19 protein-coding genes are annotated in these 22,037 nt (G+C 34.4%); 13 read left to right on the top strand and 6 right to left on the bottom strand.

All coding sequences use genetic code 11. From position 1 onward, the window contains the following. The first annotated feature begins 78 nt into the window (after positions 1-78). Entirely contained in the window at positions 79-1,245 is a 1,167-nt protein-coding gene (locus tag STA7437_RS06995) for a serine/threonine-protein kinase (protein ID WP_015192677.1), read from the top strand. A gap of 447 nt (positions 1,246-1,692) precedes the next feature. Here the strand turns inward: STA7437_RS06995 and sufB are convergent, their stop codons facing one another. After that, positions 1,693-3,132 carry a Fe-S cluster assembly protein SufB gene (gene sufB, locus STA7437_RS06990; RefSeq protein ID WP_015192676.1) on the bottom strand — a complete coding sequence of 480 codons (1,440 nt, stop codon included), beginning with the start codon at positions 3,130-3,132 and terminating at the stop codon, positions 1,693-1,695. 236 nt (positions 3,133-3,368) lie between these two features. Here sufB and sufR point away from each other — a divergent pair, with 236 nt between their 5' ends. Continuing rightward, entirely contained in the window at positions 3,369-4,007 is a 639-nt protein-coding gene (gene sufR, locus STA7437_RS06985; RefSeq protein WP_015192675.1) for an iron-sulfur cluster biosynthesis transcriptional regulator SufR, read from the top strand. Positions 4,008-4,339: 332 nt separating this feature from the next. Here sufR and STA7437_RS06980 read toward each other — a convergent pair whose 3' ends face one another. Then, complete coding sequence (locus STA7437_RS06980) at positions 4,340-5,728, bottom strand: aminopeptidase P family protein (protein WP_015192674.1); 1,389 nt, start codon at positions 5,726-5,728, stop codon at positions 4,340-4,342. 254 nt (positions 5,729-5,982) lie between these two features. On the opposite strand from STA7437_RS06980, the gene STA7437_RS06975 reads away from it, so the two are divergent. The 3 genes from STA7437_RS06975 (at position 5,983) to STA7437_RS24765 (ending at position 8,942) form a co-directional block, all read left to right on the top strand. Then, positions 5,983-6,408, top strand: a complete 426-nt coding sequence (locus tag STA7437_RS06975; protein WP_041619837.1) for a DUF4332 domain-containing protein — start codon at positions 5,983-5,985, stop codon at positions 6,406-6,408. 142 nt (positions 6,409-6,550) lie between these two features. Further along, on the top strand, positions 6,551-7,555 hold the full coding sequence (gene pheS / locus STA7437_RS06970; RefSeq protein ID WP_015192672.1) for a phenylalanine--tRNA ligase subunit alpha: 1,005 nt from the start codon (positions 6,551-6,553) through the stop codon (positions 7,553-7,555). A gap of 241 nt (positions 7,556-7,796) precedes the next feature. Continuing rightward, complete coding sequence (locus tag STA7437_RS24765; protein WP_015192671.1) at positions 7,797-8,942, top strand: calcium-binding protein; 1,146 nt, start codon at positions 7,797-7,799, stop codon at positions 8,940-8,942. 90 nt (positions 8,943-9,032) lie between these two features. Here STA7437_RS24765 and STA7437_RS06960 read toward each other — a convergent pair whose 3' ends face one another. From STA7437_RS06960 to STA7437_RS06950, 3 genes are all read right to left on the bottom strand, one after another. After that, positions 9,033-10,343: a (Fe-S)-binding protein gene (locus tag STA7437_RS06960; RefSeq protein WP_015192670.1), complete on the bottom strand. Its 1,311-nt coding sequence runs from the start codon at positions 10,341-10,343 to the stop codon at positions 9,033-9,035. A gap of 26 nt (positions 10,344-10,369) precedes the next feature. After that, positions 10,370-11,668, bottom strand: a complete 1,299-nt coding sequence (locus tag STA7437_RS06955; protein WP_015192669.1) for an FAD-binding oxidoreductase — start codon at positions 11,666-11,668, stop codon at positions 10,370-10,372. A 156-nt stretch (positions 11,669-11,824) separates the two neighbouring features. Further along, positions 11,825-12,265, bottom strand: coding sequence for an Hsp20/alpha crystallin family protein (locus tag STA7437_RS06950; RefSeq protein WP_015192668.1), 441 nt, complete (start codon positions 12,263-12,265; stop codon positions 11,825-11,827). A 396-nt stretch (positions 12,266-12,661) separates the two neighbouring features. Here STA7437_RS06950 and STA7437_RS06945 point away from each other — a divergent pair, with 396 nt between their 5' ends. Together STA7437_RS06945 and STA7437_RS06940 are read left to right on the top strand one after the other, a co-directional pair. Then, positions 12,662-13,348 (top strand): SH3 domain-containing protein, encoded by a 687-nt coding sequence (locus STA7437_RS06945; RefSeq protein WP_015192667.1) that lies wholly within the window; start codon positions 12,662-12,664, stop codon positions 13,346-13,348. 76 nt (positions 13,349-13,424) lie between these two features. Further along, positions 13,425-14,423, top strand: coding sequence for an ABC transporter ATP-binding protein (locus tag STA7437_RS06940; RefSeq protein ID WP_015192666.1), 999 nt, complete (start codon positions 13,425-13,427; stop codon positions 14,421-14,423). Here the strand turns inward: STA7437_RS06940 and STA7437_RS06935 are convergent. Further along, positions 14,420-15,664 (bottom strand): glycosyltransferase, encoded by a 1,245-nt coding sequence (locus STA7437_RS06935; RefSeq protein ID WP_015192665.1) that lies wholly within the window; start codon positions 15,662-15,664, stop codon positions 14,420-14,422. The two genes, STA7437_RS06940 and STA7437_RS06935, sit on opposite strands and share 4 nt — an antisense overlap. A gap of 308 nt (positions 15,665-15,972) precedes the next feature. Here STA7437_RS06935 and STA7437_RS06930 point away from each other — a divergent pair, with 308 nt between their 5' ends. The 6 genes from STA7437_RS06930 to STA7437_RS06905 all read left to right on the top strand — a co-directional run bounded on the left by STA7437_RS06930 (position 15,973) and on the right by STA7437_RS06905 (position 22,031). Then, complete coding sequence (locus STA7437_RS06930; RefSeq protein WP_015192664.1) at positions 15,973-16,563, top strand: DUF2808 domain-containing protein; 591 nt, start codon at positions 15,973-15,975, stop codon at positions 16,561-16,563. A gap of 11 nt (positions 16,564-16,574) precedes the next feature. After that, positions 16,575-17,366, top strand: coding sequence for a PD-(D/E)XK nuclease family protein (locus STA7437_RS06925; protein ID WP_015192663.1), 792 nt, complete (start codon positions 16,575-16,577; stop codon positions 17,364-17,366). Positions 17,367-17,829: 463 nt separating this feature from the next. Next, the gene (locus STA7437_RS06920) at positions 17,830-19,008 is read left to right on the top strand and encodes a glycosyltransferase family 2 protein (RefSeq protein WP_015192662.1); all 1,179 of its coding nucleotides are present in this window, start codon (positions 17,830-17,832) and stop codon (positions 19,006-19,008) included. A 45-nt stretch (positions 19,009-19,053) separates the two neighbouring features. Beyond that, complete coding sequence (locus tag STA7437_RS06915; protein WP_015192661.1) at positions 19,054-20,013, top strand: glycosyltransferase; 960 nt, start codon at positions 19,054-19,056, stop codon at positions 20,011-20,013. Between the two features lie 67 nt (positions 20,014-20,080). After that, on the top strand, positions 20,081-20,701 hold the full coding sequence (locus STA7437_RS06910) for a class I SAM-dependent methyltransferase (RefSeq protein ID WP_015192660.1): 621 nt from the start codon (positions 20,081-20,083) through the stop codon (positions 20,699-20,701). Between the two features lie 397 nt (positions 20,702-21,098). Next, positions 21,099-22,031: a sulfotransferase family protein gene (locus STA7437_RS06905; protein ID WP_015192659.1), complete on the top strand. Its 933-nt coding sequence runs from the start codon at positions 21,099-21,101 to the stop codon at positions 22,029-22,031. The last annotated feature ends 6 nt before the right edge of the window (positions 22,032-22,037 follow it).

Below are 22,037 nucleotides of genomic sequence, written 5' to 3'. Positions count from 1 at the left end.
GTAATTGTGACTTTTAATTGTTGTCCTAATTATTTGCCATAAGTACATAACTGAAAAACAAAAATTTTTTCGCTCATAATGACAAAAAATCGGATCAGGAATGAAACACTAGTAGGCAAGCTACTTAATGAACGTTATTTAGTTGTTAAAATTTGCACTTCTGGTAGCTTTGGAGAAACTTATCTAGCTGAAGATGTTCAACACAGCGAGCATCCCATTTGTTTTGTCAAACGTTTCAAACCTACTACTAAAAATTTGCACCTGATCAAAGTAGCAAAATTAATGTTTGAAAGGGAGGCTAAAATTACTAGTAGTTTAGGTAATTCCCGATACATTCCTCGACTTTTAGCTACTTTTAGCGAAAAAAATCAATTTTATTTAGTACAAGAGTTTATTCAAGGACATACTCTTTATTCAGAATTAGCAACAGGAGATTGCTGGGAAGAAAATCAGGTTATTCAACTACTACAAGAAGTTTTGCCAATTTTAGAATTTATTCATTCTCATGGTATTATTCATCGGGACATTAAGCCTAGTAATTTAATCCGACGTTGGGATGATCATAAATTAGTCTTAATAGATTTTGGTGTAGCTAAACTGATTAATAATGATCTCGAAGAAATTAATAATTCTAAAGATCACAAAATTATAGTTGGTACTCCTGGTTATATGCCTAGTGAGCAAGCACAAGCTCATTCTTGTTTTGGCAGCGATATCTATGCACTGGGAATAATTGCTATTGAAACACTTACGGGTACAGATACTCTAAATTTAAGTTTCGATCCCAAAACTCATGAACTAAGTTGGGAGCATTTAGTGTCTGTTAGTTCAGAGTTAATTGCCATTATTAACAAAATGGTATGTCAAGATTATCATAAACGCTATCAGTCTGCATCGGAAGTTTTAAAAGCACTTGAGCATTATCAACAGAAGCAAAAATCTGAATTAAAATTTTTATTATTAGAAAATACTTCTAATTTAATTGCAGAACAACCAGTAAATTCAAAATCTCTGACTAATTCAACTAGTTTAGTTAAATCTTTACACAATAACAATTATTCAAACAAAATTTTTCTAATCGGAATTATTGTTAGCATTGCGACTACTTGGCCAATAGCTCTTGGCATTTACTATTTTATTTGGTTATTAAATAATACTGATAATGTTCCTAATCCTTCTTCTCCTGCATCACTAAATCAAGATTCTAGTTCAAACAAGCGAGATACAATTAGTTTTTTAAAGTAGAAAAAAATAATTATATAGCAGTTCTCACGCTCTATAAGGTACACTCGTTCGATTTTTTGTTAATTGTTAATGGTTAATTGGTAGGAAGTAGAAGTTAGGAGGCAGAGGAGCAAAAGGAGAAAGGGCGACAATAATATCAAGTACGAATAATTGGTTGAAATAAAAAAGCCTGGTTGCATTTGCTAATTACTAATTAGTAATTACTTGTTATGGCGTTTCTCGAATCCACGAGGTACACTTAACACCTGCCTCCTGCCTTAAATCCAAATACTTTGTACCTCACCAGTATGAGAACTGCTATATCTGACCTCAACTTTAATATAATTATTCAACCGAACTTGATATAACGAGTCATCACTGGTAACTGGTGTACAGACGTAACATGTTACGTCTCTACCGATAACTGTAGGGACGAATAAACTTCGCCCTTAAAAATTGATTGTATCCTTAACCTACTGTACCTTCTAACTTCAGACTCAATAACTTATCTGCTTCTGCTGCAAATTCCATTGGTAACTCATTTAAAACATCTTTACAAAAACCACTAACTAACATGGAAACTGCGTCTTCTTCAGAGATACCACGTTGAGCAAAGTAAAATAGTTGTTCTTCGCCAATTTTTGCTGTAGAAGCTTCGTGTTCGACTCTGGCACTATTGTTGTCTACTTGGATATAAGGGAAAGTATTAGCTTCAGCGTTATCCCCAATTAACATCGAGTCACATTGAGAATAATTTCTCGCACCGTCTGCTTTTGGTCCAATTTTAACTAAACCGCGATAACTACCTTTTGATTCTCCAGCCGAAATACCTTTAGAAATAATTGTACTGCGGGTATTTTTGCCGATATGAATCATTTTTGTTCCTGTATCTGCTTGTTGCTTGTGATTAGTAAGAGCAATGGAATAAAATTCTCCTACTGAATTATCCCCTACTAAAACACAACTAGGATATTTCCAAGTGATGGCTGAACCTGTTTCTACTTGAGTCCAAGAAATTTTGGAATTCACTCCCTTACACAAACCGCGTTTGGTTACAAAGTTGTAAATACCTCCTTTGCCGTTTTCGTCGCCAGCAAACCAGTTTTGAACTGTAGAATATTTAATCTCGGCATCATCTAAAGCTACTAATTCTACTACCGCAGCATGAAGTTGGTTACTGTCGTACATTGGCGCGGTACAACCTTCTAAATAACTAACCGAAGCACCTTCTTCGGCAACAATTAAAGTTCTTTCAAATTGTCCCGTTTCACCGTTGTTAATGCGAAAATAGGTAGATAATTCCATTGGGCATTTAACACCCTTGGGAATAAACACAAACGAACCATCACTAAAAACAGCCGAATTCAGGGCAGCAAAATAATTGTCTGCTACAGGAACAACACTTCCTAAATATTTTTGTACCAGATCTGGATGTTCTTGTAGGGCTTCAGAAATTGAGCAGAAAATTACTCCTTCTTCTGCTAACTTCTCTTTAAAGGTAGTAGCGATGGAAACACTATCAAAAATCGCGTCAACTGCAACATTGCTCAATCTTTTTTGTTCTGAGAGAGGAAGACCAAGTTTTTCAAAGGTTTCGAGTAAAGCTGGATCGACTTCATCGAGACTATTGAGTTTTGCTTTCTTTTGTTTAGGTGCAGAATAGTAAATAATGTTTTGATAATCAATGGGAGGATAACCTACATGAGCCCAAGTTGGTTCAGTCATTTTTAGCCACTGGTGATATGCTTTGAGGCGAAACTGCAACATAAATTCTGGCTCGTTTTTCTTGGCTGAAATCAAGCGGATAATATCTTCATTCAGTCCGCGAGGAATTGTATCAGCCTCGATCTCAGTGATAAAGCCGTATTTATAAGGTTGATTGACTAAGTTTTTGACTGTGGAACTCATAGCAATGTTCTCGTGCAGATTGATGTTAAGTTTTTTTGGCGAGGATTAGCGGATGAGTTGAATTCAATAGTCTGTATTCCCAATTGCTACTAACCCCAACTATATTTAAACAATAAATTTGTTGTTTAAGTCTATTGTAGGTTACATTAACAACAAAGATGTTGTCAAAGTCGCCAAAATTTTTGAATTTTTCGGTTTAATTTTTTTCTTTAACAACACCATCTAGAGATAAGACGATGACGACCACAGGGATACCGTCTACTAAGCAGAGTATTCTGCAACATTTACTCAAACAAGGTCAAGCCTCAGCACAACAGCTAGCCCAGGCTTTGAAGATTAGTCCGCAAGCAACTCGCCGTCACCTCAATGAATTGGAGGTTGAGGGTTTAATCAAATACGAATCAGTGCAAACGGGGATGGGAAGACCACAACATCTTTATCAACTAAGTCAACAAGGGCGATCGCTTTTTCCTCATCGTTACGGAGAGTTTGCTGTTTCTTTTTTAGATACTTTAGCGGAAACTGTAGGCAAAGAACAGGTTACTAAGGTTTTGGAAAAGCAATGGCAAAGAAAAGCTGCTGAATATCGCGATCGCATTGGTAATGGTTCTTTACGTCAAAGAGTAGCTGCTCTAGTTGAATTGCGTCAACAAGAAGGTTATATGGCAGAGTTACACTCGATTCAAGGAGATAAGCAGCAATTTATTTTGGCTGAACATCATTGTGCTATTTCAGAAGTGGCAGAGTCTTATCCGAGTATTTGTGGTCACGAATTAGAAATGTTTGCTGCAGTCTTGCCCGATTGTACTGTAGAACGTACTCACTGGATTAATAACGGTGAGCATCGTTGTGGGTATTTAATTAGAGCTAAGTAATGATTTTTTTGGTCATATTGCAAAGAGGCAGCATCACAAGTAGAACAGAAAAGTTCAAAATGCTTGAAAATTTGATAATCTATCAAGTCTGTTTAATTACTAAGTAATTAAGCAAATCTATTTGTATATTTTCTTTTTCTCCCATTCTCTTAAAGCTCTCTAAGCTCTTGATTACTGAAGTACACAATTAATTTTGCCTAGGTACTTAGAAAAAAAATTGACGACTCAAATTAATTTTATTGTACGAAATTCTTCTGCCTCGTGCCTTCTGCCGTTTTCTCACTAAGATGTAACTAGTCAACAGGACTTCATATTATTAAGATTATGTTGGTTTAGCTAGTTAAAGCTTCAATTTCTTCTACTTTAGTAGGTAAAGCAGCCGTTAAGACTTCTGAGCCAGATTCGGTTACCAAAACATCATCCTCAATTCTGATCCCTCTTACATCAGCAAATTGCTCTAGACGTTTCCAATTGACTACCTTCTGATATTTATGACGAAAATCAGGATGATTCAAAATGGCAGGAACTTGATAAAAACCTGGTTCAATTGTGACTAACATTCCTGGACGAAGAGGACGATCTAATCTCAAGTAACCCAACCCAAAGCGATCGCTTCTAACTCTTTCTGTATCGTAACCTGCTAAATCTCCTAAATCTTCCATGTCATGAACATCTAAACCCAACAAATGACCAATTCCATGGGGGAAAAATAAAGCATGAGCATCCATTGCTACTAAATCATCAGGATTACCTTTTAAAATGCCCAGATTTACTAATCCTTCCGCAATAATCTGAGCAGCTAATAAATGAATGTCTCGATATTCTACTCCTGGGCGAATTTTTTCAATGCAAGCATCGTGGGCAGCTAAAACTACTTGATAAAGATCCCGTTGAGTCTCGGAAAACTTACCTGAAACAGCCCAAGTACGAGTAATATCGGCAGCCCAACCCAAAGGAGTTTCGGCACCAACATCGGCTAATAATAAATCGCCTGTTTGTAAGGAGTGAAGATACTGTTCGTTGTGTAAAACTTCCCCGTGTACCGTCACAATACTGCCATAGGCACAACTCATATTATGAGCAATAATTACTCCTTCCATTGCACCTCTGACTTCTGCTTCAGTGGTTGCTTGAGAAGTCCCCTTCATACCTGATTGGTGTGCCTTGATTGAAACTTGGGCAGCTTTGGTTAATTCCGTTAAAGCAAAGCGATCGTGAGACAATCTTAAGGTGATGATTGCTTTGGTTAAATCTAAATCTATTCCTGTTGGTGCATTAGCAGGGGTAAGAGTTCGATTCAATAATTGACACTGCTGTTGATAGGTGTGGTAATTTTGTACGGCTATTGTGGCAGCATTAGCAGTGTGATTAACTAACTCTACTAAAGGATAAGCTCGATCTGCGCCAATCATGGCAGCAATTTCTTCTCTGGTTGGTGTTTTACCATGCCATAAAGTAGCTTCAGGTGGAGCATCATCAAGATATAAATTTAATTTGCCTTGTTCTAATCTAATGGCAGCTTTTTCTAAAGGTAAACCCGCAAAATAAAGAAAATGACTACTAGCTCGGAAAGGAAAGCGATTGGCTGGAAAATTTCGTCCGATACTTTCCCCAGACCATAAAATAACTGGAGTATCAACTAACTCAGCCAATTTTTGTCTTCTCTGTTGTAAAGTAGTAGATAAAGAGTTGTCAATTTCTCTGGTTGTGTCTAGGTTCATTGTCTAAATTCGCTAACTAAAGAAAAAATAGTAGTTTTATTTAATTAAATTGTAAGAATCCAGAGTAAATATTTTTTGTTAATAGTTGATGGCAATAAAATTTAAACTTGGAACAATTATTCTAAATTTAATTTTTCTCTCAACTCATTGAGGCTTGCTTTAGTAATTACCTATTACTTAATACTTAAATCAGCAAGATTGTTGATTTTTTTATGTTGCAGTTTTGCTCTAATCAAATCTTTTCTTTTAATTCAATGCAACTTTGCTACTGGTCTATCGATAAATTACCTGGAATCAAACCAGAAGAACAAAATTTACTCAAAGCTTTTGGTATTAACACTACCAAACAATTACTCGCGGTCGCAAGTAACCCCCAAACTCAACAAACTTTAGCTACTCAACTCAAACTAAGTAATAGATATATTAGTAAATGGGTTGCTTTAGCAGATTTAGCTCGTCTTCCTAGTGTTGGTTGTCAATACTGTGGATTATTATTACATTCTGGAATAGCTTCCGTCTTACAACTAAGTCAGACATCTTTTCCTCGTCTCCACCGTCAAATTGTAAAATTACACATAGCTACGATGCAATCCAAAGAATTATCTCCTTCCTTAGAACAAGTAAAACAATGGATTGAAGAAGCTAAATCAATTTCTATGGTTACTAAAGCGCGATTTTGAAGTAAATCATTTTATCAATGGTTATCGATCAAATATCTTTTCCTTAATCTTCAAATGTATTTCTGAGAAGAACTTTGATTAAAACCCTAAGAATATTGTTTAATGAATTAGCTGGTTATCCTGAAAAGAAAAGCGATCGAGCATGAGTACATCCCCCAATCAGTTAGAGACTCAATTAAAAGAATTACAACAACAAGCATTAGATTTAATAGGTGCTTTAACTAATCTAGAAGAATTAGAACAACTCCGAGTCAAATATTTGGGGAAGAAAGGTGACTTATCCCAAATTTTGAGAGGAATGGGCAAATTAAGTCCTGAAGAACGACCTATTGTTGGGACATTAGCCAACGAAGTTAAAGAAAAAATTCAAAATCAGCTAGACAGTCGCAGACAAACTTTACAACAAGCTGAAATCGAAGCCCAATTACAAGCAGAAACTCTTGATGTCACTATGCCGGGAGTTAGTCGTCCTCTTGGTCATATTCATCCTCTTAATGGTATGGTTGATCGCATTCTCGATGTTTTTGTTGGTTTGGGATACACAGTAGCGAGCGGTCCTCACATCGAAACCGATTATTATAATTTTGAAGCCCTTAATACGCCAGCAGATCATCCAGCTAGAGATATGCAAGATACTTTTTATCTTCCAGGTGGTCATCTGTTACGTACTCATACTTCTTCCGTCCAAATTCGCCATATGGAAAACCGCGAACCTCCTATTCGGATCGTCGCCCCTGGTCGCTGTTACCGTCGTGATACAGTAGATGCAACTCACTCGGCAACTTTCCATCAAATTGAAATTTTAGCAGTAGACAAAGGATTACAGTTTACTGATTTGAAAGGTACGATCAAAGAATTTTTAAGACGTATTTTTGGTGATGATATTACTGTACAATTTCGTGCTAGTTACTTCCCTTTTACCGAACCTTCTGCTGAAGTAGATGTGCAGTGGAAAGGTAAGTGGTTGGAAGTAATGGGTTGTGGCATGGTCGATCCTAATGTCTTGAAAGCGGTAGGTTATGACCCAGAAATTTATACGGGTTTTGCTGCTGGTTTAGGTGTAGAAAGATTTGCGATGGTACTACACCAAATTGATGACATTCGCCGTCTTTATGCCAGCGATTTAAGATTTTTACAGCAGTTTTAAAGATAAATAATCTAATAAATGTTGATTTTAGGTGCGTAAATAACGTGCCTTTTTTGTGATCAGAAAAAATATTTTATTGTAATATTTACATTAATTTAAAGCAGATACAAATCCAATTTTGATCAAAAACAATCCTAATCAAATAATTATTACTAATTTTAAAAAATATTAGTTTCAAGGTAGATAAACTTTTGAACCGTCATAGAATTAATTTTGTACCTTTGAATCTTACGAAAAGAACATGGCAACTATTAATGGAACTTCTGGAGATAATGCCTTAAATGGTACAAGTGGTAACGATATTATTAATCCAGGACTGGGAGAAGATACAGTTGATGGTGGTGGCGGTACGGATCAATTAGTATTTAATTATGCTACTTCTGGAGGACGCATATATTACTCTTCAAATTCAGTTCCTTCTGAAGGTTCGGGAGTAATTTACAGTGGTTCTAACGGTGTTACTTTTACTAATATTGAAGTTTTCAACCTTACTGGTTCTAAGTATGATGATGTTTTATTAGGTGGTAATTATAACGACACCCTTAGTGGCAATAGTGGCAATGATTTAATTGACGGGGGTAGTGGTGCTGATGTTCTTGATGGTGGGACAGGTGTTGATACTCTGCGTCGCGATTTGTCTCAATTTACCAAAGGATCAACTGTTGATAATACAGGAACTAAAATTAACTTAATCGATCAAACCGTTGCCAGTAATTTTGAAAATCTCGATTTGATTCTTGGTTCAGGCAATGACATTATTAAAACAGGACTGGGAGAAGATACAGTCGATGGTGGTGGCGGTACGGATCAATTAGTATTTAATTATGCTACTTCTGGAGGACGCATATATTACTCTTCAAATTCAGTTCCTTCTGAAGGTTCGGGAGTAATTTACAGTGGTTCTAACGGTGTTACTTTTACTAATATTGAAGTTTTCAACCTTACTGGTTCTAAGTATGATGATGTTTTATTAGGTGGTATTTATAGCGATACCTTGATTGGTGGCAATGGTAATGATACTTTAACTGGTGTAGATCAAACCAATCAAATAACTTCGATTGACACTCTCACGGGAGGAATCGGGGCTGATACTTTTGTTCTTAGTAACGAGGATGAAGTTTTTTATAACGATCAAAGTAGTTCAAAAGCGGGACTAACTAACTACGCTTTAATTACCGATTTTAATTCTAGTCAAGATCAAATTCAATTGAACGGTTCTGCTGATCTTTATATATTAGGTGCATCGCCTGTTTCAGGAAAAGCTGGTACTGCTATTTATTTAGATACAAATGGCAATAACATTTTAAATTCTACTGATGAGTTGATCACTATCGTACAAGGTAAGACAGGATTAAATTTGACAGCAGATTATTTTGTTTATATCTAAAGCGTATCATCAATATTATAAGTAGGGAACGGGGCGTATAAAGCCTCGAAGTGAATTTGAGGCACCCCTCCAATTCATGAATTATTCCTACTAGATTGTTAATTCAATTCCTTGAATTGAGTAATCTAATAATTCTATGGGATGCATTAATTTAATTTCTTTTCCTTGAACTTTTAAATGCTTGATAATTTGTAGTGAACATCCAGGGTTAGCAGAAGCAATTAAATTTGCACCAGTATTAACTAAATTGGTAACTTTTTGTTGTCCTAATTCATCAGCTACTTCTGGCTGCAACATATTATAAACACCTGCACTTCCGCAACATAAAGCAGCATCAATTGGTTCTTTTAAAGCAACTCCTGGAATTTGTTTTAATAATTGACGGGGTTGTAAACTAATTTTTTGTCCGTGTAATAAATGACAAGCATCTTGATAAACTATGTTTAATTTTTCTTGAGTTAAAGGTGATAATTTGGCAGTCAATCCAACGGTTGCTAAAAATTCTTGTACGTCTTTTACTTTGCTAGCAAATTCTTGAGCTTTATCTTTGTATTCTGGGTCGTCTGCTAAAATATGACCGTATTCTTTTAAAGTATGTCCACAACCAGCAGCATTGATAATAATTGCATCTACTTTAGTATCAGCAAAACTATCAATCATTTGTCTAGCTAATTGTTTGGCTTGATTTTCTTGTCCTTGGTGAGCAGGTAAAGCAGCACAACAACCTTGAGTTTTAGGAATAATTATTTCGCAACTATTGGCTGATAAAACTCTAATAGTAGCCTGATTGACTGAATTAAAAAATAATCTTTGGACACAGCCTAAAATCATTCCAACTCGATAGCGTTGTTTACCTTGAGAGGGAATAATTTCTGGGACATTATCTTGCAATGAATCAACAGTAATTGTGGGTAAAATTGCTTCCATCGCAGCTAATCTTGGTGATATTTTATTAAGGATTTTGGTTTGACGAACAAATTTTTGTAAGCCTAATTTTTGATAAAACCATAAAGAAGGTAGAAAAGGTCTTAAACGATTAGGATAGGGAAAAAGATTAAAAATTAAAGTTCTAATTAATCTATCTGATAATTTACGAGGTTGATTTCTTTCTACTTGAGGACGAGTAGCAGCAATTAATTGATCGTATTGTACTCCTGAAGGGCAAGTAGTTACACAAGCTAAACAACCTAAACACGAATCAAAATGTTCAGAAGTAGCATCATCGATCGCAGCTTCTCCTTGAGCGATCGCATTCATTAAATAAATTCTACCTCTGGGAGAATCCATTTCTTTGCCAATAACGCGATAACTAGGACAAGTAGAAAGACAAAAACCACAATGAACACAGGTATCAATTAATTCTTGTTTGGGGGGATTTTTTTGATCGAAATTATTAGTCATTAGGTAATTATTAATTAATTTAGTTGTTAAATTCCGCCGACAAATCGACCAGGATTTAAAATTTGATTGGGATCGAATTTATGTTTAATTGTTTGCATCATCTTGATTGAATTACCTGTATATCCCCAAACCTCTAATTGTTGTTTGGTTGATTGTGGTGCAGTCAAAATAGTTAGAAAACCTCGATTTTGTTCACATAGCGGTCGCATTTTTGCTAATATAACCAGATCTTCCTCTTCTAACTGCCAATGTCCTAAACCACTACCAAGGTGAATCATTGCCAACCCATCATTTAAATTGTTTAATAACTTCACTGCTTGATTGGGTACTATTCCTATTTTGCAAATAATTGCCTCCTGAGAGGAAGGAATTCGGATGATTTCTAATAATCTTTGCCATAAGTCAGACTCATCTCGATCTTGATAGTAGCTAACTTGTAAATGTAATTGTTGTGCTATTTCTGCTAATTGACTTGATTGTTGAGCAATACTAGCATTAATCGTTTGAAATCTAACAATTAATCCCATTTCCTTGGCAATTCCTAAGCGATTCATCGCAGAACTAGAAATTAAATCCGCTTTAGTAGGAGTTAGACTAGAACTACGTAAAGTTTGTGCAGCTTGAGTAAGACGATCCACTTCTCCTCTCAACACCATCGTTTGGGATGCTTCAGGTAAAGGAAAAGTCCGCAAAGTTACTTGAGAAATAATTCCTAAAGTTCCATAAGAACCAGTAAATAGCTTCATTAAGTCGTAACCAGCTACATTCTTAACTACTCTTCCTCCTGCTTTAGCAATCTTACCATCAGCACGAATAATAGATAATCCCAAAACCAAATCCCTAACACCACCGTAACGTTGTCGCCAACTACCTGTATCTGCGGTAGCAACAATACCGCCAATCGTAGCTTGTTGAGGAAAAGCTGGATCGATTGGTAAAAATTGCCCAGTTAAAGCTAATTTATCTTGTAACTCTGTTAATTTAACTCCTGCTGCTACAGTAACAGTCAAATCACCAACCGCATGATCGATAACGGGGTTACATTTTTGCGTACTAATTACCAAATCAATCTCTGTAACTAACCCACCCCAATCTAATTTACTGCCGTTACCACAGATGAGAATGCGCCATTGTTGCCGTTGTGCTTGTTTAACTATTTCAGATAAAGTTTCTACTGTTGAAGGAAAAGCAAGATAGGTTGAATCTGTTATCGCAATACCTGCTTGTTGAAATTTAGCTTGCCAATCAGAATTAGCCTTGCTTAAAGCTACTAATTCAACTGGAGAATTGAGTAGAGATGGCAATTGTGCGATCGCATTAGTCATCTGAGTTGAATTTAAACTTACAAAGAAATCATATTGAAAATCTTAGCGTTTATTGGCATTTTCAATTTTAAGTTACTAAAGGTTCACTTCGATACAAATAAAGTGCGCTACCAAAACGATAACGCACCAATTAAACGAATATATTCTTTTTCTTAATTAACCAAGATTAACTTTAACAACTTTGTGTTTTTCTTCTTCCAATTTTGGTAAATTAAGATTCAAAATGCCATCTTTGTACTCTGCTTTGACATTTTGATTATCGATGCGAACTGGTAAAGGAACTACTCGACGAAATTGTCCATAATAAAACTCAGAACGAGTCATTCCTTTTCCTTCAATTTTTGTTTCAGATTTGCGTTCGCCAGTAATAGTAACCGAATCAGCAGTTACTTCAACATCTAGATCTTTTGCTTCCATGCCTGGAACTTCTAATTTAAGATGAATAGTATCCTCTTTTTCGGTTAGTTCAACTGGAGGTACAAATCCTAAACCAATTTTTTCTCCATCAAAATGAGGTGTCAGTTGATCGAATAAACGATTCATTTCTTTTTGGATAGAATCAATTTCTCGAAAAGGTTGCCAACGAATAATCGACATACTAAAACCTCCTTTAGGAATTTTCTTGCTTAACTTTTAGTTAACTTTGTTATTTCCCTCTACTTACGATCATAATCAAAATTATGAAGTTGGAGATACGGTTTTAACTACCAGAAAAATAGGTAAATCACCCTATTGATTTTACCTTCCTTGAAGTCAATTGTTTAAATCTAGGTAGTATCAAAAAAGAAGAGTAGTTTCTACCATAGGTTGGATGTTTTAATTATCTAATCTATTTGACAATAAAGGAACTATTTTCTGGTTTTTAAGTCACATGATTGATGAAGTCGAAGCAGACTCCGCCTATCATAAGCGAAGTACTTTCGACCAAAGAATCTTGCAACACCTTGATTTAAAGTAGGTGAAACTTTGACTAAAAAATTGTAAGTCAGCGAGATGACCAATCAATTATTCCCTCAACTAAACGCTGCTGTTATCACACTCCTCAGCATTTCTACTTTGATTGCTTATCCAGTGATTGCAGACACCTCTGACTCTGAGTATACTTTTCTAGTGACACAAGATTGGCGTAGCTGCGACCATATTGGTAAAAAATATCAAGAAGTTTATGCTTTTGAAACACCGAGTTTTTATGTCAATATTTGTCGAAAAGGAAAAAGTTATTTTTATTTAGGAGAAGCTAAAAGTACAAATGTCGGTTCAATTTTTATTCCTGCACAATTACTGAAAGAAGGAAAAATGTATCGAGCCGATAATGGTAACGTTTCTTATTATGTCGCAATTAATGAAACTGAGCCAGAAGCAACGCCAGAAAACAAAGGAACTTTAACCATAGAACGAAATGGAAATCAAGTTTTAACTGAAAATTCTGTTACTCAACATTGTCTTTTTGTAGAATCACCTGCTAGTTTAAATGTCAGGAATAAACCTAACGAACAAGCTAGTCAGATTGGAACTATTCCAGCACGCTCTCAAGTTACTTTAGCTAATCTTGATCCCCAAGGTAATCCCCAAATTAAACAAGGTTTAAATGGTAGTTTGTGGGTAGAAATTTCTAATCCTTACCAAGGATTTATTCTTTATGGTAATGAAGAAAAATCTAGTTTAGATACTTGTCAGTGATCTGAAAAACTTGCTGGAATTTAGTTTAGATTAATAATTTGAGAGATTGTTAACTAATTCCAGCATTTTATGATTTATGCCAATTATTACGGTCGAACGTCTTAGTAAAATTTATCCAGTCGCAATTAAACAACCTGGAATTAAAGGTACTTTTAATCATTTTTTTCACCGTACCTATCGAGAAATTAAAGCAGTACAAGATGTCAGTTTTTATCTTGAACCAGGCGAAATCGTAGGTTTTCTAGGTGCAAATGGCGCAGGAAAAACTACTACTCTCAAAATGTTAACAGGGTTAATTCATCCTTCTAGTGGTAATGTCAGAGTTGCAGGTTATATTCCTTTTCGTCGTCAACCAGAGTTTTTACGGCAAACTAGCCTAGTAATGGGACAAAAACAACAACTCCTGTGGGATTTACCTGCTTTAGATTCATTAAGAATTAACGCTGCTGTTTATAATATTAGCGATCGCATTTTTACGGAAAGATTGAGTGAGTTAGCTTCAATGCTTGCTTTAGAAAATAAGTTAACTCAACCAGTACGCAAATTATCCCTAGGGGAAAGGATGAAAGCAGAGTTACTCGCAGCGTTATTGCATCATCCTAAAGTTTTATTTCTCGATGAACCAACTCTAGGTTTAGATGTCAATGCTCAAGTAGCAGTAAGAGAATTTTTGCGAGAATATAATCAACGTTATCAGGCTACCATTCTTTTAACTAGTCACTACATGGCAGATATTACTGCTTTATGCGATCGCGTTTTATTAATTCATCAGGGACAATTGATTTATGATGGTAGTCTAGATGGGTTATTACAACGTTTTGCTCCTTATCGAGAAGTAAAAGTTGAACTCGCTCAAGCTGTATCACCAGAGAAATTAAAGCAATTTGGAGAAATAGAAGCAATTGAAGGACAAGAAGTTCGATTTATTGTGCAAAGAGAAAATTTAACTACTACTATTGCAAAGCTTCTTGCTCAATTTGAAGTTATTGATTTAAATGTTAACGATCCACCGATTGAAGAAGTAATTGGTCGTTTATTTCAGACAGGAACAATTTTAGAAAATCTTGATAGTTAGCTCAGAAATTTATGCTCTTTTTCTTCGATTTGCTTTTGCCAAATTTTTAATAAATTATTTACCGCTTTATCCCAATCAAATTTGGCAACAAAATTTTTTCCTTCATTACCCATTGCCTGTCTTAAATGTTGTTCCGCAATTAATAACTTGAGTTTGCTAAGAAAATCATCAATATTTTGAGGTTCAAATATAAAACCTGTTTTTCCATCAATAATATTATCTATAACACCACCAGCAGAAGGAGCAATAATTGGTATTCCCGCAGCAGAAGCTTCTAAAATTGTCAAACCCGTAGTTTCTTTTTCGGAAGCAGTCATATAAATATCGCTATTGACTAATAATGCTGGTATATCAGTGGGAGATACTCTTCCTAATAAATAAAAATTAGAAGTTAACTGACTAAACTTTTCAGCAATTTTTTCTTTTAAATCTCCCTCGCCAATAATAATAATAGCTAAATTATTTAGCTCAATTTCTTTAGCTAATTGTTCAAAAACATTGAGGGTAAAATTCCAACCTTTATCTGGAGTAAGACGACCGATACAAATTAGTTTAATTTTATGATCTATCTCAGAAATATTATATTGCTTTTGCCAAAAATTATTTTGCCGAGTAACTGAATTAAATTCATTTAAATTTATTCCCAATAATCTATCTTGAAGCACATTATTGATTCCCATTTGCCGAACTTTTTTTTTCGTAATTTCAGTCGCCACTAGAGTTAAATCATAGGAATTATAAATCCGAGCAAACATTAATTTAAGTAATGATTGAAATAACCGCATTAATAATCTAGGTAAAGGAAAATAATCTTCTGCATAATCAATATAATTAGTATGGAAAAAACTTACACAGGAAATACCAGCTTGTTTAGCAAAAGCTACTCCAGGAAGACGCAAAAATCTGGTAGCTAATCTTTCTGGTTCATCAACATGAATAATATCTGGTTGAAACTGTTGTAATTGATCTAAAACTATTTGATAAGATTTTGCAGTTGGATCGCGCTCAAAATTTAAAGCGATCGCAGGAACACTAGGCAGACTAATAACTTTTACTCCAGGTAAAATATTGCCAGTATAATTTTGCCAATCAGGATAAATTTCTAGTAGAGGACTATAATCAGGACAAAATAATAACACTTGATGTCCCCATTTACTCAGTTTAATTAATCTGTTAAAAACTGCAATAGATACCCCATCAACAACAGGTAAAAATCCCGAACTAATAATTGCAATTTTCATAAGCAATAATTTTTTTTTGAGCAAGATTAATTGTAAGTTAAGTACAGTTAAATAAAATTAGACTCGCTCAATTATATTTGAGAATTTAACTAACTTAAAATTTACTTTAGAGTAACTCACACTTATGAGAAAATTTTGCTATGATTTTTTTTTGCTAATTATCTCAAGATATTATAAAATCTCTCGGATTCATAAGATACACCCAACACCTGCCTCCTGCCTTAAAGCTAAAAACTTTGTTTGGATTTTAACTTAGATAATTAGAGAAAATAATTATAAAAGCATTTTTGGAATGGGTTTTTGTAAAAATGCCAAAGATTAACTCTGCCTTGCTAAAAATTGCAGTTACGCTCATTTCAATCGTAACTTTAGAATTATCGGTCATTGCTAGACCTATTTCAGCACAAACAACAATTTCTCAATCTCAAACGCCTTCTTTCTTTCGCAAGTCTCCACGTTTATTAGATGCGTTCGCTACTCATAGTGGTGTCAGGATGTGGAGTGCAACTTATTATTTTGATCTTGTCATACCAGCAGATGCAGAAGCTTCTTTGCAAACTATTGTCATCAATCAACGACGAGGTATGGATGAAATTAATTTTGATCTAAAAAAAACTGTTGCATATTTAGGTAATCATCGTCATAAAGAAGAACAATTAGCTATTAAAAATGTTAGTCAAGATGAAAAAACCAAAGTAATTACAATAGTCCTTTCTAATCCTATTTCTCCAGGAAAAAATTTTACAGTAGGATTAAAACCAAAAAGAAATCCTGATTACGAAGGAGAATATTTATTTGGAGTTACAGTTTTTCCCGCAGGTAACAACCCTCGTGGTTTATATTTAGGTCCAGGAAGATTACACTTTTATCGAGGTAATGACAGTTTATTTGACCTTTAAATTTGATAACAATGGGAACTAACTATTTTAAAATGCGTCTATCTCAAGGACAGCTTAATTTATTGGCAACTTGTCCGCCTAGATTTCAGCAAGTGTATTTAGACCGACTTACTTCTCTTCCTAATCCAGAACAACAAGAAACTCAAACTTGGGGTAAATGTTTTCACTTACTGATGCAGCAAAGAGAGTTAGAATTACCGATCGCATCTTTATTAACAGAAAACGAAGAGCTAAATCAAGCTTATCAAGCTTTGGTTGAAGCTGCACCCGAAATTTTACTGCAAAACTCTAATCAATGGCGGGAGGCAGAACATACTCGTACTTTAAGTTTAAATGGTTATTTGTTGACAGTAATTTATGACCTTTTAATTGCAGACGAACAACAAGCAAGAATTTTTGATTGGAAAACCTATCTAAAACCCCAAAATAAGACTAAATTAGCTCAAAATTGGCAAACTCGTCTTTACCTTTATTTATTAGCCGAGACTTCGCTATACTTACCAGAACAAATTTCGATGACTTATTGGTTTGTCAAATTGCCCAATCAACCTCAAAGTTTAACATTTAATTATAATCAAAAACAGCATCAAAAAACTCAGCAAGATTTAATGAACCTTCTCAGGAATTTAGATGATTGGTTGGTTGGTTATTGGGAGCAAAAGATTTTTTTTCCTCATAACTTTAACTGTCAAGAAAGCTGCCCCTATTCTGACTACTTTTTGGCGGAAGAAATCTCTAGTAAACAGCAGCGAACAGAAACTTTAATTTCAGCGATCGCAGGAATTGAAGAAATCCCACTTTAAGGCAAGATCACGAAAATAACTATTGTTCAAAAAATAGTAGGCATTAGTATTTAAAAAAATAAGAATATTGAAACAAAATATTTTATTATTACAGTATAAATAGAAATAATTTGCGCTAACAGTTCTTTGAGGTATTCAGATAGCTGAACTTTTGATTTTTTTTTACCCCTCAAACTTAAAAATTAGCACTTTTCAAGCCAAGCAACTCTTGCTCAAGACGTTGAATTTTATTACCGAGATTTTTACTAATTTATTTCTTTAGTATATTCACCAATTTTTTACTCATTTCTATTATCGTTAAAAAAATAAAATTTAAAAACTCTAGAACTAGCTGTAATTCAGCGATCATTAAAAATCGCTAAAGCAAGCAGTTAAAAGATCGAATCGGCAGGATTTTTTTTATAAAAAAGTAGTGAATTAATAACTACTAAATTAACTGAACTTTTCGAGAGTAAATCAAAAAATGCTAACAAATATACCACAAACACAAATTAATTCTACAAGCACTACTCTTAACAATCAAATTGAAGTTTCAATTGTCATGCCTTGTTTAAATGAAGCAGAAACAATTGCTACTTGTATCAAAAAAGCTCAATGGTCGTTAAAAGCAAATAATATTTCTGGAGAAATTATTATAGCTGACAATGGTAGCACTGATGGTTCTCAAGAAATTGCTAGAAATTTAGGAGCGCGGGTTGTCCATATATACGAAAAAGGTTATGGCAGTGCGCTAAGAGGCGGAATCCTAAATTCTCTCGGAGAATACATCATCATGGGTGATGCGGATGATAGTTATGATTTTACTAATTTAATGCCTTTTATCAGCAAGCTTCGAGAAGGTTATGATTTAGTAATGGGTAATCGTTTCAAAGGTGGAATTGCACCAGGAGCAATGCCTTTACATCATAAATACTTAGGTAACCCAGTATTAACCTGGATCGGTAAGATTTTATTTGCTAGCCCTTGTAATGATTTTCACTGCGGTTTGAGGGGTTTTAGAAAAGATGCGATTGATAAATTAGATTTACGCACTACAGGAATGGAATTTGCTAGTGAAATGGTGGTTAAGGCTACCTTACACAAAATGCAAATGACAGAAGTACCAACAACTTTATCTCCTGATGGGCGTAGTCGTCCGCCTCATTTACGTAGCTGGCGCGATGGTTGGAGACATTTACGCTTTTTATTAATGTACAGTCCCCGTTGGTTGTTTTTGTATCCAGGAATTTTTCTGATGGTGATGGGTGTATTAGCTAATTTATGGCTATTACCGACTGAGAAGGTTCACACCTTACTTTATTCTGCGGTAGCAACTATTATTGGTTTTCAGATCGTTACTTTTGCCTTATTTTCTAAAGTTTTTGCAATTCGGGAAGGTTTACTACCAGAGGATCGCCGTTTGAAGAGATTGATGCGTCATATCAACCTTGAATCTGGATTGATTTGTGGTGGCATACTACTGGTAGCGGGAGTGACTGCTTCGATCTATGCTTTTGGGATTTGGGAACAGAATTTATTTGGTTCATTAGATCCTACTCAAGTCATGAAAATTGTGATTCCTGCAATTACTTGTTTAGCTTTGGGAGTCCAAGTTGTGTTTTCTAGTTTCTTTTTGAGTATTTTGGGCTTAAAGCATAGTTAAAACCAAATCAACTTTTTGCTCTGAAAATATTAGCTTAGTTTTTTCATGAATCAACCTTGGTTATCAGTTATCATCCCTACTTATAACGGCGCAGATTATTTAGCTGCTGCACTCGATTCAATTGTGATGCAACAGGAATCTGGGATTGAATGTATTGTGGTAGATGATGGCTCTACTGATACAACTCTGGAGATTTTGGATTCTTATCAAGATCAACTACCTCTCCAGATTATCAAACGCAATCGGATTGGAAATTGGGTTACTAATACTAATTACGGACTATCTTTGGCTCAAGGTGAATATGTTTGTTTCTTGCATCAAGATGATCTTTGGTTTCAAGATCGTTTGAAAAATATCAAAGAAGTGATCGCGTCTTATCCTCAAGCTAATTTATATTTGCACTCTTCTCTATTTATCGATACTCAAGGTAAGCCTTTAGGAACTTGGCGATGTCCCTTACCTTCTTATCCTACAGTAATTAAAGCTGAACTGATGATGGAGAGGTTATTAGTTCAGAATTTTATTGCTATTCCTGCACCTGTATTTAGCAGGAAAGTAGCTCTTGATGTAGGTGGTTTAAATGAGGAACTTTGGTACACGGCTGATTGGGATTTTTGGTTAAAAATAGCTGCTAGCGGTGAAACAATTTATTATCCTCAACCTCTGGCTGCTTTTCGGGTTCATCCTAATTCGCAAACAGTTCGCCGAAGTTCTAGTTTAAGTGAATTTCACCAGCAAATGCGATCGGTATTTGAACAACATTTGACAAAATGGGAAACTAATATTAATAACAAACTCAAAATTAGAAGAGTAGCTTTGTTTTCTACCGAAGTAAATACAGCTTTAGCTGCGATGGTGCATGGTGAAAAGACAAATTTATGCAAACTGGGAGGAGAGTTTGTTTCTCTAACACCAAGAGGATGGTATCGTTATTTCCGTGATTCTCGTATTCTCGAAAGAGTCTTCGCTCGATTAAAAGCTCGTTTACAAACAACATCTAGTTGAAGTTAATTAAACTGAAAAAATCACTAAGCAATTTTTACTGACAACAATAGGTGATTAGGAGGTTAAATTGAAGCGCAAAGATAATAATCTCGAAGTATCTAATACTCAAGCGCGAGATTACACTGAGCTTTTAATAGCGAAACAACAGATTGGTTGGAAACGTTTTATTGATGTACAAGCACCTTATCGTTGGAATCTTCAACGATTAAACCCAGGTCTCACGCTGGATCTTGGCTGTGGCATAGGAAGAAATTTAATTAATCTGAAAGGAAAAGGGGTCGGAATCGACCATAATTTAAACTCAATCAAAGTTGCCAGAAATCGTGGACTTACTGTGTTTACACCAGAAGAGTTTCACAATTCAACTTTTAATACGCCTCAAAGATTTGATTCATTGTTAGTATCTCATGTGGTTGAGCATATGAATCAAAATCAGGCTGTAGAGTTATGCCGAAAATATCTAACTCATTTGAAGCCTGAAGGAAAACTGATTATTATGACTCCTCAAGAGGCTGGATATAAAAGCGATCCAACCCATGTTGAGTTTATGAATTTTCCAAAACTGCAAAATCTTACTAGTCAACTTGGTTTTAAAGTTATCAAAGAATATTCCTTTCCTTTTCCCAGAATTTTAGGTCACTTGTTTCTCTACAATGAATTTGTTTCAGTAAGTTCAAGAGCTATATAGTTGTAAGATTAAAAAATAATTAAGTTGATAAGCTTTTATTTTAGAGTATTATTAAAAAAAAATAAAAATTGAAAAAAAATGGGCTAGAAATATTTAATTGTAAAAACAAAATTATACTTACATCAGTTTTTAATTGGGTAGACTATGTTAATGCTTTGACAGAATAGGGAATACCAGAACAGTTTGGTTTAGTTAAATTAATCTTTTAGTCTATTCACCTGAAAAGCACAGTAATTTGCTATTTAGTAAGAATTAATTGACAAGTAAACTTGACCATATTAAATCATGCTTAGATGAAATACTTTAAAATTTGCTACAGATAAAAAGTTAAGGAAATAAAAGTATTAATTTGTAGCGTTCATTTTAGGATTTTATATTATTAAAAAAAGAAAATTAAATGAAAAAGCCTAATCTTTTTATTGTCGGACAACCAAAATCTGGAACAACAGCTTTACATCAGTTTCTAGGGCAACATCCAGAAATTTATATGGCTAGTATCAAAGAGCCACATTTTTTTTGTGATGATTTTCATCAAGAAAGCGATCGCTATCATCAGACTCAGTTATTTTTTGATTTTAGAGAAGAAAAAGATTATTTAAAACTATTTACTAAAATAAAAAACGAAAAAATTGCTGGTGAGTCTTCAACCCAATATTTATATTCCCAAGTTGCAGCCCAAAAAATTTATGAATTTAATCCTGAAGCAAAGATAATTATTATTTTAAGAGAACCAGCTACTTTTCTTTATTCTTTACACAGTCATTATGTTAAATTTACAGAAGAAAATGAAGAAAATTTTATCAAGGCTTTGACATTAGAATCAGTTAGAAAGTCTGGCAAAATGCTTAGTCCACGAGTAACTTCTCCTTCCTATTTGTATTATTCAGAGCGGATTAAATATTACGAACAAGTTAAACGTTACTACGATATTTTTAATTCATCTCAAATCAAAGTTATCCTATTTGAAGATTTTAAAAACAACAACGAACAAACCTATCAAGAAATTTTAAAATTTTTGCAAGTCAATCCTAATTTTTCACCTCAATACGAAGCAATTAATGTTAATAAAGAAGTAAAATTTAAAGCTTTAAATAATTTAGCTAATAATCAAATAATTAAAAATATTACTAAAAATATATTCTCTCAAGAGTTTAATGAATTTGTCCGAGACAAAATTGTCGAAAGATTTTTTTGGAGTGAAGCTCCCAAATCTTTTATGCCTAAAGAAATTAAAATTCAACTCATGAAAAAATTTCAACCTGAAGTAATTAGAATTTCTGAATTACTGGGCGTAGATTTAGTTAAACAATGGGGCTATGATGAAATTTAATTTAAT

Source organism: Stanieria cyanosphaera PCC 7437, assembly GCF_000317575.1.
GTDB lineage: Bacteria > Cyanobacteriota > Cyanobacteriia > Cyanobacteriales > Xenococcaceae > Stanieria > Stanieria cyanosphaera.
This window is presented reverse-complemented; position numbering and strand designations above follow the sequence as displayed.